The 13,666-nt window shown below is 61.3% G+C and carries 11 protein-coding genes; 3 read left to right on the plus strand and 8 right to left on the minus strand.

Going from position 1 to position 13,666, the window contains the following annotated elements; all coding sequences use genetic code 11:
• Positions 1 to 103: 103 nt before the first annotated feature.
• The 4 genes from EPK99_RS14680 to EPK99_RS14695 form a co-directional block, all read right to left on the minus strand.
• Positions 104 to 3,376: an error-prone DNA polymerase gene (locus tag EPK99_RS14680; RefSeq protein ID WP_128443824.1), complete on the minus strand. Its 3,273-nt coding sequence runs from the start codon at positions 3,374 to 3,376 to the stop codon at positions 104 to 106.
• Positions 3,373 to 4,890: a Y-family DNA polymerase gene (locus EPK99_RS14685; protein ID WP_128443825.1), complete on the minus strand. Its 1,518-nt coding sequence runs from the start codon at positions 4,888 to 4,890 to the stop codon at positions 3,373 to 3,375. The genes EPK99_RS14680 and EPK99_RS14685 overlap by 4 nt, the downstream gene beginning before the upstream one ends.
• Positions 4,805 to 5,563 (minus strand): ImuA family protein, encoded by a 759-nt coding sequence (locus tag EPK99_RS25740; RefSeq protein ID WP_128443826.1) that lies wholly within the window; start codon positions 5,561 to 5,563, stop codon positions 4,805 to 4,807. The genes EPK99_RS14685 and EPK99_RS25740 overlap by 86 nt, the downstream gene beginning before the upstream one ends.
• Before the next feature lie 191 nt (positions 5,564 to 5,754).
• On the minus strand, positions 5,755 to 7,668 hold the full coding sequence (locus tag EPK99_RS14695) for a glycosyltransferase family 2 protein (protein WP_245582429.1): 1,914 nt from the start codon (positions 7,666 to 7,668) through the stop codon (positions 5,755 to 5,757).
• 64 nt (positions 7,669 to 7,732) lie between these two features.
• Here EPK99_RS14695 and EPK99_RS14700 point away from each other — a divergent pair, with 64 nt between their 5' ends.
• Positions 7,733 to 8,605 (plus strand): transporter substrate-binding domain-containing protein, encoded by an 873-nt coding sequence (locus EPK99_RS14700; protein ID WP_128443828.1) that lies wholly within the window; start codon positions 7,733 to 7,735, stop codon positions 8,603 to 8,605.
• A 27-nt stretch (positions 8,606 to 8,632) separates the two neighbouring features.
• On the opposite strand, the gene EPK99_RS14705 is transcribed toward EPK99_RS14700, so the two are convergent.
• Both EPK99_RS14705 and EPK99_RS14710 read right to left on the minus strand, forming a co-directional pair.
• Positions 8,633 to 9,298 (minus strand): S24 family peptidase, encoded by a 666-nt coding sequence (locus EPK99_RS14705; RefSeq protein ID WP_128444240.1) that lies wholly within the window; start codon positions 9,296 to 9,298, stop codon positions 8,633 to 8,635.
• A 217-nt stretch (positions 9,299 to 9,515) separates the two neighbouring features.
• Positions 9,516 to 10,163: a response regulator transcription factor gene (locus EPK99_RS14710; RefSeq protein ID WP_128443829.1), complete on the minus strand. Its 648-nt coding sequence runs from the start codon at positions 10,161 to 10,163 to the stop codon at positions 9,516 to 9,518.
• A gap of 228 nt (positions 10,164 to 10,391) precedes the next feature.
• Between EPK99_RS14710 and EPK99_RS14715 the strand changes: the two genes are divergently transcribed.
• Both EPK99_RS14715 and EPK99_RS14720 read left to right on the plus strand, forming a co-directional pair.
• On the plus strand, positions 10,392 to 10,739 hold the full coding sequence (locus EPK99_RS14715) for a DUF952 domain-containing protein (protein WP_128443830.1): 348 nt from the start codon (positions 10,392 to 10,394) through the stop codon (positions 10,737 to 10,739).
• Positions 10,736 to 11,815, plus strand: a complete 1,080-nt coding sequence (locus tag EPK99_RS14720) for a quinone-dependent dihydroorotate dehydrogenase (protein ID WP_128443831.1) — start codon at positions 10,736 to 10,738, stop codon at positions 11,813 to 11,815. Before EPK99_RS14715 ends, EPK99_RS14720 begins: the two co-directional genes overlap by 4 nt.
• A gap of 7 nt (positions 11,816 to 11,822) precedes the next feature.
• Here EPK99_RS14720 and EPK99_RS14725 read toward each other — a convergent pair whose 3' ends face one another.
• A complete protein-coding gene (locus EPK99_RS14725) occupies positions 11,823 to 13,169 on the minus strand; it encodes an MATE family efflux transporter (protein WP_128443832.1) in 1,347 nt (448 codons plus the stop codon).
• Between the two features lie 2 nt (positions 13,170 to 13,171).
• On the minus strand, positions 13,172 to 13,666 hold the full coding sequence (locus EPK99_RS14730; RefSeq protein WP_425374204.1) for a CAP domain-containing protein: 495 nt from the start codon (positions 13,664 to 13,666) through the stop codon (positions 13,172 to 13,174).

A 13,666-nucleotide genomic window follows, 5' to 3' on the forward strand; every position in this document is an offset into this window, starting at 1 on the left:
GACCTGCTCGTCCAAGGTCGGACACTGCTGTATCTCTTCGTTTCTGAAGCTGCGGGGAAGTCGTGGCGGTCGATTGTGCATATTCGGCAAGCAAAACACTCGGTCATCGAAAATCGCGCGTCTTGATCCTGATCCGATCAATGTGATTGTGGGGGTCGTCGATACCGTGAACCTTGGGCAGACCGCGTGGATCTGATGTCGGGCTGCCATGATGAAACTCGTCACCGCGACCATGCGGCATGAGAAATGTGGCGTCACGGTCACCGACGCTGGCAAGGTCGCTCGACAGGTCCGTGAGCCGATGGGTAACGAGGTGGACGACCTCGCCCTCACGCTGGATCTTGCCGTAGATACCCACCATGCCTGCTCCAAGCACGATGCGGCGATACTTCTCAAATATTTTGACCCATACAACAAGATTGGCGACGCCGGTCTCGTCTTCAATGGTGATGAACATCACCCCCTTCGCGCTGCCCGGCCGTTGACGCACGAGAACCAACCCGGCCGTTTCCAACCATCGGCCATCGCGGGAATTCATAGCCTCGTCGCAAGTCACCATGCCCTTACGGCTAAGGTCGCCACGCAAGAATGTCAGCGGGTGTTCACGCAGTGTCAGGCCGATATGGCTGTAGTCCTCGACCACATCAGTGCCTCTGGTCATCGGCTTGAGGGTGACGACCGGTTCGATGGCTTCGGGAATTCCAGTCTGCTCGCGCGCCGTGGCGGCTGCAAACAATGGTAGCGGCTCGTCCCGTAGAGCTTCTATCGCCCATAGGGCCTCGCGGCGTGCAAGTTTCATCGAGGGATGGAAAGCATCCGCCTCAGCCAGCTGGACAAGTGACGACGATGGAGCCTTTGCCCGCCGCCATAGGTCATCAATCGACTGATAGGGCTGATCCTCCCGGGCTGCAACGATGGCTGCCCCTTCTTTGTTGGTTAGACCTTTGACCATGCGCATGCCTAGCCGCACAGCCAGCCGGCCGTCTTTGGCCTCTTCCAACGTGCAATCCCAGCGTGAAGCATTGATGCAAACCGGCCGAACCTCAACCCCATGCTGGCGCGCGTCACGGACGATCTGCGCCGGTGCGTAAAAGCCCATCGGCTGGGCATTCAGCAGCGCCGCGCAGAACACTTCAGGATGCCAGCACTTCAGCCACGAAGACGCGTAGGCGATCAGGGCAAAGGAGGCCGCGTGGCTTTCAGGGAAGCCGTAGGACCCAAAACCTTCGAGCTGCGCGAAGGTCTTCAGCGCGAACTCGCGCTCATAGCCATTGTCGATCATGCCATTAATCAGCTTCTCTCCGAATTTGCTGACGCCGCCGGTATGTTTGAAGGTTGCCATGGCGCGCCGCAACTGGTCAGCTTCGCCGGCGGTGAAGCCCGCGCATTCGATGGCAACCCGCATTGCCTGCTCCTGGAACAAGGGCACGCCGAGGGTTTTTCCGAGCACCTTCTCAAGTTCCGGCTTTGGATAAACCGGCTTTTCCTTGCCCTCGCGACGGCGCAGATAGGGGTGCACCATGTCGCCTTGGATAGGGCCGGGCCTGACAATTGCCACTTCGATAACCAGATCATAAAATGTCTGCGGCTTTAGGCGGGGTAGCATCGACATCTGCGCCCGGCTTTCGATCTGAAACGTTCCGAGCGTATCGGCCCGCCTGATCATTGCGTATGTGCGCTGGTCATCGGGCGGGATGGTCGCGAGATCTTTCCTGATGCCCTTGTGTTCTTCCAGAAGATCGAAGCCGCGCTTCATGCAGGACAACATGCCGAGCGCCAATACGTCCATCTTCATGAACTTGAGAATATCGATGTCATCCTTGTCCCATTCGATGATCTGCCGATCTTCCATGGCTGCGGGTTCAATCGGCACCAGTTCGTCAAGCCGGTCTTGAGTCAGCACGAAGCCGCCGGGGTGTTGTGAATGATGACGGGGGGTGCCAGTCAATTGCTGAGCCAGATCGAAGGCGAGCAGCAGTCGGCGGTCTGTGGTGTTGAGGTTAAGCTCCTTGGCCTGTTTCTCGCCAACGTCTTCCTTCCAGCCCCAGATCTGCGACGACAGCATTTTGGTGAGGTCCTCAGGCAAACCGAGCGCTTTGCCGACATCACGCAGTGCGCCTTTGGCTCTATAGCAGGTGACGACCGAGCAAAGGGCTGCCCGTTGCCTGCCATAGGTCTCATAGACCCATTGGATAACTTGCTCACGGCGCTCATGCTCGAAATCGACGTCGATATCGGGCGGCTCGCGACGCTCCTCTGAGATAAAGCGTTCGAAAAGCAGATCGATGCGAGAGGGATCGATGGAAGTGATGCCGAGCACATAGCAAACGACCGAGTTTGCAGCCGATCCGCGCCCCTGACAAAGAATGTCTTTCGACCGGGCAAATTTCACGATGGAATTCACGGTCAGGAAATACGGGGCATATTCCAGCTTGGCAATGAGCGCCAACTCATGTTTCAAAATTGCCTCAACGTCATCCGGCAGACCCTCGGGATACCGCGTTGGAACTGCTTCCCATGTCAGTTTTTCCAATGCCTGCTGAGCCGTGAGTCCGGGGATCATGATCTCTTCGGGGTACTGGTAACTCAACTGGTCCAGTGAAAACTGGCAGCGCTTGACGATCTCGAGGCTGCGGTCCAGCGCATCGGGGTATCGCTTGAACAGACGGTGCATCTCTGCCGGAGGCTTCAAATATCGGTCGGCGAAACGCTGCTTGCGGTGGCCCAGCTGATCTATGGTCGTATTGTGCCGGATGCAGGTAACGATATCCTGCAGCATACGTCGGCTGCGGTCATGGTAAAGAACGTCATTGGTAACAACGGTCGGTATGCCCGCCTGTAAGGCAAGAGTGGAAAGCTGATGAAGCCGTAATTGATCGTTTGGGCGACGTCTTAGGGTCAGGGCCATATAGGCGCGGTCGCCGAAGTCGCGGCGCAACTGCCGCAGCCTGATCGTGCAGAGTTCATCGGCAAGATCGGGAAGGAGAACGACAAGCAACCCCTCGCCATAGGCCACAAGATCGTCCCAGCCCAGATCGCACTTGCCTTTACCCGCTCTCCCTTTGCCGAGTGACAGCAACCGGCAGAGACGCGAATATGCGGGACGATGTGTCGGATAAACCAGCACTGAAATATCTTCACGCAGGTCGAGGCGGCAGCCGACGACGAGCCGGATGCCGGTATCTTTCGCCGCCTGATGGGCTCGAACGATACCTGCAAGGCTGTTATGATCTACGACAGCCAGTGCCTCGATACCGAAAGACACCGCTGCGGCAAACAACTCTTCACAGGAGCTAGCTCCGCGTAGGAAAGAAAAATGCGAGGTTACCTGAAGTTCGGCGTAACGCAGCGCGTTGCCAGAAGCTGCGGCGCTCATCCAAATAACCCTTGCACGAACCATCGACCCGGCCCGCTATCGGAATGCTCGCCGTCACCTTGCCGGAAGATCCAAAATCTTTCGCCTGCCTCGTTCTCGACTGCGAAATAGTCTCTGACGGCAACCAGTTCCTTGTCCCGCTTCCACCATTCACCAAACACTCGTTCCGGCCCATCTGCGCGTTTGACCACATGTCTGATGCCCCGCCATGTGAAATTGACGGGTGGATGATCGGGCAGCAGCGCCAAGCACTGAATAGGTTCGGGGTGAGCCAGCAGCCGGGATGGGCGCGGCCAGTGCAGAGGCCAGCCGATCTCGTCATCATCGGCAAGCGGCGGCACCAGCATGAACGACCGTTCCGGCACATCGCTTTCGACGGCGGCAATGCGGTAGATAAGATGGCCGCGATTAGCGATCACATCAACCAGATCACTGATGTCGGCTTCTGGCTGCTTGATCAACGAGGAAACAGCCTGAATGGCGTCAAGCGGCTCCGTTCGGCTGGCAGAGAGCACCATGATCTCGATACCAAAGCCCGGTTCGATAGCTTCGATCTGGTCGCAGAGCAGGCGGGTCAGGCGCGGTGCGTCGCGCACAGGCTTGGCAGTTCCGGCGCGTATGACCTGAAGACCGCTGTCCACACGATGGCAGATGAGGTCGAGGCGGCGAACCCCCAATCCCTGCTCTTCCAAGATAATGCAGAGCCGTTGCACCAGCCGGCCTACATATCGGGCAATCGTTTCCGCTGCGGATATGGGCTCCGCAAATGCACGGCGCACGCTGACCGCTTCTGGCGAGCGTATGGGATCAATCGGCTCCGGCACGCGGCAAAGAATCTGGTCAAGCCGCCGACCGATCTCCGGTCCGAAGCGCAAGGCGAGCGGGGCACGCGGCGTTGCTTCTAGGTCGCCGATCCGCTCGAAGCCAAGCTTGCGAAGCGCAACGACGATCTGAGCGTCGAGCCTAAGTGCCGATATGGGCAAATCCAAAACAGCGGCAGCAGATTCACCAGCGGGTAGAACGAGGAATGGCGAGGCACGAAACCGGGCTAGGGCATGTGCTGCGCCCCAGCTGTCGGCAAGCGCCGCGCGTGCCGCAAATCCCATTGCGCGCAGCCGGTTGATCATGCCAGTCAACATCATGACTTCGTTTCCATGCAGGTGATCGGCGCCGGTGGTATCGATGACGATTCCGTTTGGCGGGTCGGCGGCGACAATTGGCGCAAAATTGCCGAGAAACCAAAGGGCCAGACGTTCAAGCTCGCGCAGATCATCCTCTGGTTTCAAATCCACCATGATCAAATCGGCAACCAGCGCCTGCGCCTTGCTGGCGACCATTCCTATCCCAAGGCCCGCCGCAATGGCTGCGTCGTTCGCCGCCATGATCAACCTGCGACTCCCTTTGTGCCCGATCATCACCAGCGGCTGGTCAGCGGGCGGCGCTTGCTGTCCAAGCGTCTTGCGATGGCGATCTGTTGGCCAAGTTGGCAGGTAAACCGAGACGACCCTTGGCATCGCAGGCTTCGACCACATAATCAGCACTCTCTGCGGCACGGCAACGAAGAAGTTCGAGATACCACCGGGCACGGCCTATGCCGGGAACTGGCAGCGGTTCAGAAGGAAGGATAGAAATTCGCCAGCGAGTGACGGCAGCGGTCGGACGGCCGTAATCTGATGCTTCCGCTTGCCGTCGCCACCGGCGAATAGCTATGCCGATGACACCGGATGCTTCTGCCGCGAGCTGCAGTCGCCTGGACGCCGTCATTGTCAGGCGTGCCACCTCGCCGACTACCGCACCAAGGCCATTGCACCGCAAACCTTCCTCGAAGCAGTCAAGGACGCCTTTCTCATCGCGGCATTCAACGATGAGGACCCGGTTTTGGGATAAGCCCGCCTGCACCAAGCCCGGCATGAATAGGTCTTGTCGTGTTACGCACCAAAGTACCCTACCGGTAGTCCTCGCTGCTATGCCGGCAACGAAGAGCGCCGCCGCCGCCCCGTCAAGAGCACCATTTCCGCCACCTGCTACCTCGTGCAAAGCACCGAGAGCCAAGCCACCGCCCGGTAGATGCTGGTCAATCGGACCCATACCAAACGGCAACACAGACTTCTGCCGCCTGACGGAACTGACGCGCTCGATCCGATCCCGGAGTTCTTCTATGGAAACGAAATGGGCACGGTTTTGCATGAGGTCCGGAAATCCAAAACTGACCTTTAAGATGGGCCGTAAAGAGCTTTGTTCCTTTTTTGTTCTTATTCATTGAATGAGTCAACGGGGATTCTTTTTAAGAACTGTCTTATGCAACGACGGCAGACGAAGCCGCTGCTGAAAGACGACAAGCCCCATTCCGATCTGGCTGCGAAACCTTTCCCACGAGTTCAAGGCAGCTTGGGCGATACTGGCTTGTGTGGCGTCTTGTTCCAGAAGAAGGGCTTCCTTCTCAGCTCCGCCACGGCTCGCCAGGCCGCTACGGAGGTCATCAGCCAGTAGAGCGGCACCATGATCCAGCGCCGGCCAACGAGCCGCTTTTCGTGGTCGATCATCGAACCGATGCCAAGCCCGATGAAAATCAGGTAGCTCCCCATGATGTTGACGAAGTCGATGACGAAAAGCGTCAGCACGTCGAGGGGTATCGCACTGGCCGGAGCCGTCAGCAGGGCGACGATGCCACCTGCGAGAAAAACGATGATGAGCGGATGCAGCAGGGACGAGATCAGCATGCCGCCCACCATCAGCTGGAAGATCAGGAAGGCGGCAAGCCCCATTTCCCGCGAAAGCCGGAACGGGTCCCGCATCAGCACCAGCCAGGTTTGCAGCCAGCCTTTAAACCAGCGGCTGCGTTGCGCAAGCCATACCGGAAGCTCCACGGGTGCGTCTTCCAGCGTCTGGCGATGAAGGACATCGGCTCTGTAGCCCAAACGGTAAAGGCGAAGCCCGAGATCCGCATCCTCGGTGACATTGTAAGGATCCCAACCGCCCGCCTTCCGCAGCGCTTCCGTCCTGAAGTGGTTCGAGGTGCCGCCCAGCGGCAGCGGCATGCGCTGTTTCCCCAGCATGGGCAGGAGACCGCGGAAGAGGGCGGAATATTCGAGCGAGAAAAGGGCGCTCAGCCACGAGGCGCCGGCATTGGTGATGATCAGCGGCGCCTGCAGGCAGGCGAGCTCCGGCGGTGCGGCATTGAACCGCGCATGCGCTTCCCGCAGCTGCTGCGGATGCGGCCTGTCCTCCGCATCGTAGATGGCGAGAAGCTCGCCGCGAACGGCAGTCAGCGCATAGGTCAGAGCCTTCGGCTTGGTGCGCGGTCCATAGGCCGGCACTTCGATGATCTCGAAATGCGGCCCTGGACGCTCCGCCTTGAGCGCCGCAATCGTTTCCTTATCGTCCGCCTCGCAGACCAGCTTGATATCGAGAAGAGATGCCGGCCAATCCAGCCGGCGCAGGCTGGAGATCAGCTGCTTTGCCATGCCGGCCTCGCGGTACAGCGCCACCATTACCGTATAGTGCGGCAGTGGACCCAAAACGGCCGCCGCATGCTGCGGTGCCGAGCTTGTCGACTTGCGCACAAGGGCCGCCAGCCGCAGAGTGAGCGACAGGAAGTAAATAATCGACAGCGTGATATGCAGCCAAAGCAGCGTCTCCGTCGGGCGCAGCATGAGCGCCGAAAAGAATGCCGCCACGGCTAGTCCCGCATAGAAGCCCTGATGGCCCGCAAGCACGACACGTGCGGACAGATGCGGCCGGTCCTCGAACAACCGGTTTGTCGTCTCCCGGACGCGTCGTTCTGCGCCGGCGCTCCACACTGCAGAGCGGATGGCGCTCGGCGTCGTGATGGCAAGATCCCGTCCAAGCAGCGGCAGGGCCGCCAGCGCCGCCGCAAGATCTGCAATCCGAGAGGCTTGCGGCACCACAGCCGTCTGCGGCGACCGGTTCCGGTGGGCGATCCGCAGCGTCAGCGGCTGCTGCAGTTGCGTATCGAGCAGGGGGAAGTCGCTTACGGTGCGCGGATCGATCGCGTCGACGAAAGGCAGCCGCAGCAGGCGGGCGACTGCGGCATAGTAGGACTTTTCCTCCACTTCGCCGTTGCGCAGAAGCTCGCTTTCCACGCTTGTGCCGTTGGTGTGTGCAAGCGCTGCCAGCCGCGCCAGCAACGGTTTGGAAAAGCCGAGCGCTGTCAAAGCCGCAAGCTCCGCCTGCCGGCCCGCGAGCGCCTCATCATCCGCCCATGTCTGCCCGGAAGAACCGCCCCACGCATCTTCCTGCCGCCCGGAAGCTTCGGGCGGATATTCCCCCATCCGCATCGTTCTGTTACACCGTCCGTAGCGGACGCCCCAATCTGTCCCCTCAGGGAGCATAAACATGCGCCACAGGATTACACCCCTAAAAAACAAGGGATTTTCCGTGCTTTTGGCTTTGGCGATGCTGGGCTGCGGAGCATCGGCGGCGGCTGCCGAGACTGTGGGAACGTCGCTGCCGCGTCTATTCGACGCCCGCGAGCGGATCGCCCGCCCGGACCTTTCGCAGGTAATACGCCTGCGCATCCTGACGACGGTAGACTTTCCGCCGTTCAATTTCGCCGACCAGACGGGCAGGCTTTCCGGCTTCAATGTGGATCTCGCCCGCGAAATCTGTACCGAATTGCAGATCGAGCCCAAGTGCCAGATCCAGGCACTTCCGTATGACGAGCTGGAAAAGACGTTGGAAAGCGGAGGCGGCGAGGCGGTCATGGCCGGTATTGCCGTTACCCCGGAACTGCGCCGTCGCTTCCTCTTTTCCCGGCCCTATCTCGGCATTCCCGCCCGTTTCGCCCGCAACCGAGCCGCTACGATCGGAGGCGACACCGCCGCGGCGCTGGCAGGTCGTCCGGTGGGCGTGGTCAAAGGCACGGTGCATGAGGATATGCTGAAGGCTTTCTTTCCTACCAGCGCGGCTAAATCTTTCGAGGGCTATGAGCCCATGCTGGAAGCGCTGAAGAAAGGAGAGGTGGACGCGGTTTTCGCCGATGGGCTTCGCCTGCCCTTCTGGGTCGCGGGTGAGGCGTCCGGGAATTGCTGTGCCCTTTTCGATGGCCCCTATCTCTCCCAGAAATATCTGGGCGAGGGGCTCTCGGTCATGATCCGCCGGAGCGACCCGGATCTGGTTGCCGCCTTCGACCACGCCCTGCTGGAATTGTCGCGCAACGGTCGCCTGCAGGATATCTATCTGCGCTATTTCCCGAACGGGCTCTACTGAGGCAGAAATAATTCCTACGCCGCAGCGTCACTGGCTGGCCCAGATGATGCGCGCCATCCATTCCACTTCCGACAGGTCGAAGCTGCGGTTGGCATGCTCGGGATTGAGCGACATCAACTCGATCGACCGCGCCGTCTGGCGCGCCAGCACCTTGGCCATGACCTCGCCTTCGCGGGTCTTCAGCACGACACGGTCGCCGCGCCGGACCTGAGCACCCGGCTCCACGATCAGCACGTCGCCGTCGCGGTAGAGCGGCATCATGGAGTCGCCCTGGACTTCCAGCGCGTAGACGCCACCCTTGCGGGCCGGGTCCACCGGAAATTCCACCACATCCCATCCCTGGCCGGCCGGAAAGCCGCCATCGTCGAAAAAGCCGCCCGCGCCCGCCTGCGCAAAACCGAGCAGCGGAATTGTCCCCGGCTGCGGCGGAAAATTGCCTTCCGGTATCTCGCCGCGCCGGATGGGCGAGGGCAGGTAGCTCATGAACTGATCGACGGTTGCTCCGGTCGCCTCCAGCACTTTGGCGATCGACTCGGTCGAGGGCCAGCGCAACCGTCCGTCCGGGCCTAACCGCTTGGATTTGTTGAACGAGGTCGGGTCGAGGCCCGCCCGCCTCGCCAGTCCCGAAGGCGTCAGCTGATGGCGTTCGGCAAGCGTATCGATCGCAGTCCAGATGGTTTCGTGTGACAGCATCGTGTCTTGTGCCTCGAACTGGGAAAGCGGCAGCTTCGGGAATTGCCGCTTCCAAATCAGGCCCGTCATGCCGGACAGCGGCTCAAGCGGGCGTCGCCGGGCGAATGTCTTCGCCAGCGGTTGCCCGAAATCTAGCGAAGTCGGCAGGGCGCGTAAAGAGTGAAGAGGAATAAAATCCTGCTCCGTCCCCGTAGCCACGGCGAGCATCCCGATGGTCTTATGCCACCATTGCCATGTTGATCTTGCCGAGCTTGATCACCGCCTGCGTGCGGCTATCGACGTTGAGCTTCAAGAGGATGGCCGAGACATGCGCTTTGATGGTCGCCTCTGAAACCTTCAGCTCATAGGCAATCTGCTTGTTGAGCAGGCCTTCGCCGAGCATGGAAAGCACTCTGCTCTGCTGCGGCGTCAGCGTCTTCAACCGGTCCATCAACTCGTGGAGGCCCTGCTCGTCTTCGCTAGGTGTCGCGTCGTGCATAGGCGCCCAGATGCCGCCGTCGAGCACGGTCTGGATCCCGGTGCGGATGTCGCTGAGCCCCGAGGATTTGGAGATGAAGCCGGAGGCGCCAAGCTCAAGCGCCCGCCGGATCGTGGCGCAGTCGTCGCTGGCGGTCACGATGACGATGGGCAGGCACGGAAATTCTGCCCTGAGGCTCATCAGGCCGGAAAAGCCGCTGACCCCCGGCATGGCAAGGTCGAGCAGCATCAGGTCGGCTTGGCGATAATGCTCCGATGCTTGCCGTGCGGCCTCGAAATCGCCTGCCTCAATGATGGCGAGCTCCTGCGCAATGCCCTGCACCGCCTGGCTCAGCGCACCGCGGAACAAGGGGTGGTCGTCTGCAATGATGATTGTAAGTGTCTGCATTTCCACGCCCCCTCCCAAGGACATAGTCGTGCTGGTGAAGTCTCCCTTGGCAATTTGTAACCCTGCGCGCCGCAGGATACAAGAGCGGAAACCACGCCACCCGACAGTTGTGCAGGCGGGTCAAAGTAGGGGTCGCCGCCTGTTTCGCTTCGCCTCATCCGCGTTGCAATGGACAAGAACCCGGTTTTGCGGGTAACGGTCCCGAGACCGTTATTTCGAAAGTCCGTGATGACCGATATTGTCTACAAAATCGTGCCGGAGACGCTGTGGCGGACGGCAAAGGAAAAGGGCGTCTTCGAAGGCGCCGAGATCGATCTGAGGGATGGCTTCATCCATTTCTCGACCGGCGCCCAGGTTCGCGAGACGGCGCGGCTGCATTTCGCCAGCCTGACCGGCCTGCTGCTGGTGGCGGTGGATGCGACGGCGCTGGGCGAGGCGCTGCGCTATGAGCCCTCCCGCGGCGGCGATCTCTTTCCGCATCTCTATGCGGACCTGCCCACCTCTTCCGTGCTTTGGGAAATGCCGCTGCTGATCGGCGTCGATGGACGCCATGCCTTTCCGGAGATCATGCCGTGATTGGTCCTCTCTCGGCCCTTGCCTCGCGTAGCCTGTTCGCTTTCGATCCGGAAACCGCACATGGTCTCTCTATTGCCGCCTTGAAGAGCGGCGTGCTGCCGGCCTGCCGATTAGGCGAGGATGCAAGGCTCGTCCAGACGATTGCCGGCATCCGCTTTCCCAATCCGCTCGGTCTTGCCGCCGGCTATGACAAGAATGCCGAAGTGCCGGACGCCGTGTTGAAGCTCGGCTTCGGCTTTACCGAAGTCGGCACCCTGACGCCGAAGCCCCAGGCAGGCAATGACAAGCCACGCATTTTCCGGCTGGTCCAGGACCGCGGCGTCATCAACCAGCTCGGCTTCAACAATGAAGGCCATGACGCGGCCTTTGCGCGTCTCGCTGCCCGCGCCGGCCGGCCCGGCATCGTCGGCGTCAACATCGGTGCCAACAAGGATGCGACGGACCGTGTGGCGGATTACGTCGCCGGCATCCGCCGATTCTACGCGCTTGCCACCTATTTCACGGTCAACATCTCTTCGCCCAACACGCCGGGCCTGCGCGACCTGCAGGCGCGTGAAAGCCTGAACATCCTGCTGGACGCGGTTTTGGCTGCGCGTGCCGAGGAAGCGACAAAACATGGGCGTTCGGTTCCGGTATTTCTGAAGATCGCGCCGGACCTGACGGACGAGGGACTGGACGACATTGCGGCCGAAGCTCTGTCCCATCCGCTGGATGGGCTGATTGTCTCCAATACCACGCTTGCCCGCGACGGTTTGAAGGACAAGGCAATGGCAGGGCAGGCGGGCGGCTTGTCGGGAGCGCCGCTGTTTACGCTCTCCACGAAAGTGTTGGCTAAAGTTCGCAAGCGGGTCGGTCCGGCCCTGCCGATCATTGGTGTCGGTGGTGTTGGCAGCGCCCGGGATGCCATGGAGAAGATCTGCGCGGGTGCAGACCTCGTGCAGCTCTATTCCTGCATGGTCTATGAGGGGCCGAGCCTCGCCTCCACCATCGTCAAGGGCCTCTCGGCGCTGATGGATCGGGACGGAGTTGCGTCGATCCGCGAGCTGCGCGACAGCCGGCTCGCGGAGTGGGTTTGATCTCCTTCTATAAGCCGAAGCTCTGACGCGCCTTTCGCGGCACCATGGCTGCCAGAAACAGGCCGCGCATCAGCAGCAAGAGGTTGAGCGACAGCCACAGCCCGTGATTGCCCATCGGCGGCACGAGAACCGCAAGGCTGCCGCAATAGATCACGAAGGATAGGATCATCATGTTGCGCATCTCGCGCGACCAGGTGGCGCCGATGAAGATGCCGTCCATCTGGAAGGCGAGCGCGCCGGTCAGGCCGGTTAGCGCCGCCCATGGCAGATAGACCGCCGCCGCCTGCTGCACTTCTTGCGAGGTGGTCAGTGTCTGGATTATCGCCGGCCCGAAGGCGATGAAGAAGAGGCCGACCATGCCGGCCATGGCAAAGGACCAGAAGCCGGTGAGCCTTAGCATCCGGTCAAAGGCCGGCCGGAAACGGGCGCCGACGGCCCGGCCCGCCAGTTGCTCGGCCGCTCCCGCCAAGCCGTCCAGGAAAAAGGCCGACAGCATGAAGATGTTCATCAGCACGGCATTGGCCGCCAGCGTCACCGCGCCGAAGCTCGATCCCACCCGTGTCAGCAGCGCGAAGGCGCCATTGAGGATCAGCGAGCGGATCAGGATGTCGGCATTCAGCTGGAAAAGCTGGCGGAGCTTGCCGGGGTCGATGATCTCGACGCGGCTTGGGCGATGCGCAGCCGAAAACTGCCGGCTGACGATCGCAAGCCCCATGACGAGCCCCACCACTTCAGCCGCCGCCGTCGCCCAGGCGACACCCGCGACGCCCCAGCCGAGCACCAGGCCGAACAGGATGGCAAGCAGGATATTGGTGCCGTTGAGCACGATCTGCAGCAGCAGGGCGAGCGAGCCCTTGCCGCGGCCGAGCACGAAGCCGAGGATGGCGAAGTTGGCAAAGGTTACCGGGCTTGTCAGCATACGGATGCCGAAATACTGCCGGGTCACGGCAGCGACCTCGGCGTCGCCGGTCATCAGGTCGGGCGCGGTGGCCAGGATCAGGGGCGAAAGCGCCAGCATCAGCAGTCCAAGCGCCACCGCGCTGATCATCGCCCGGTAGAAGACCGCCTGCTGTTCACGGATATCGCCGCGACCGAAAGCCTGCGCCACCAGTCCGGTCGTGGAGGTGCGAAAGAAGCTCAGGCTGCCATAGATCAGGTCGAAGAGGATGGCGCCGATCGCAAGCCCTGCCAGCGCCTCCGGTCGTCCGAGATGGCCGACGACGGCCGTATCCGTCAGCCCGAGCAGCGGCGTCGTCAGGAAGCCGAGCGTCATCGGCACGGCGATGCCCAGCACAAGACGGTGCGTGACTTCGAAGGGCCTGGTTGTCTCCGCCTGCTGGTTCGCAGTGTCCATGCTCAGCCCGAAAGCACCATGGCCCAGTAACTCCGCCCGTCACCGGCGCGCGCCATGGCGACGCCCAACCCCTTATAGGGTCCGAGCATGTTGGTGAGGTGCTTTGGCGAATTGATCCAGGCAGTGACGGCCGCATCGACGCTGCTCTGGCCGCTTGCAATGTTTTCGGCAACGGGAAGCTGCACGTCGCTCTTCTTCATGCGGTTGCCGAAATCGTCGCCGAAGCCGATCAAGTGCTTCATCTCGCCGGCCTTGGCCATGCGCACGGCCTGGACGGCGGCGGCTTTGCGAGCGGGCGCGTCGAGCGTCAGTGCGGCAAGCCCTCGGCTCTGCCGCAGCTTGTTGACCGCAGGAAGCGCTGCTGCCGTCTGGTCGCTGGCGCCGGGCGTCGGTGTCGGCGCCAGAACGGATGTGGTAGAACAGCCTGCCAGCACGAGCCCCATGCCGGACAGGACGAGGAAATGCCGGCGCGACGGCCTCATCAGTTGCATGGTCAT

Source organism: Neorhizobium lilium (genome assembly GCF_004053875.1).
GTDB classification, from domain to species: domain Bacteria; phylum Pseudomonadota; class Alphaproteobacteria; order Rhizobiales; family Rhizobiaceae; genus Neorhizobium; species Neorhizobium lilii.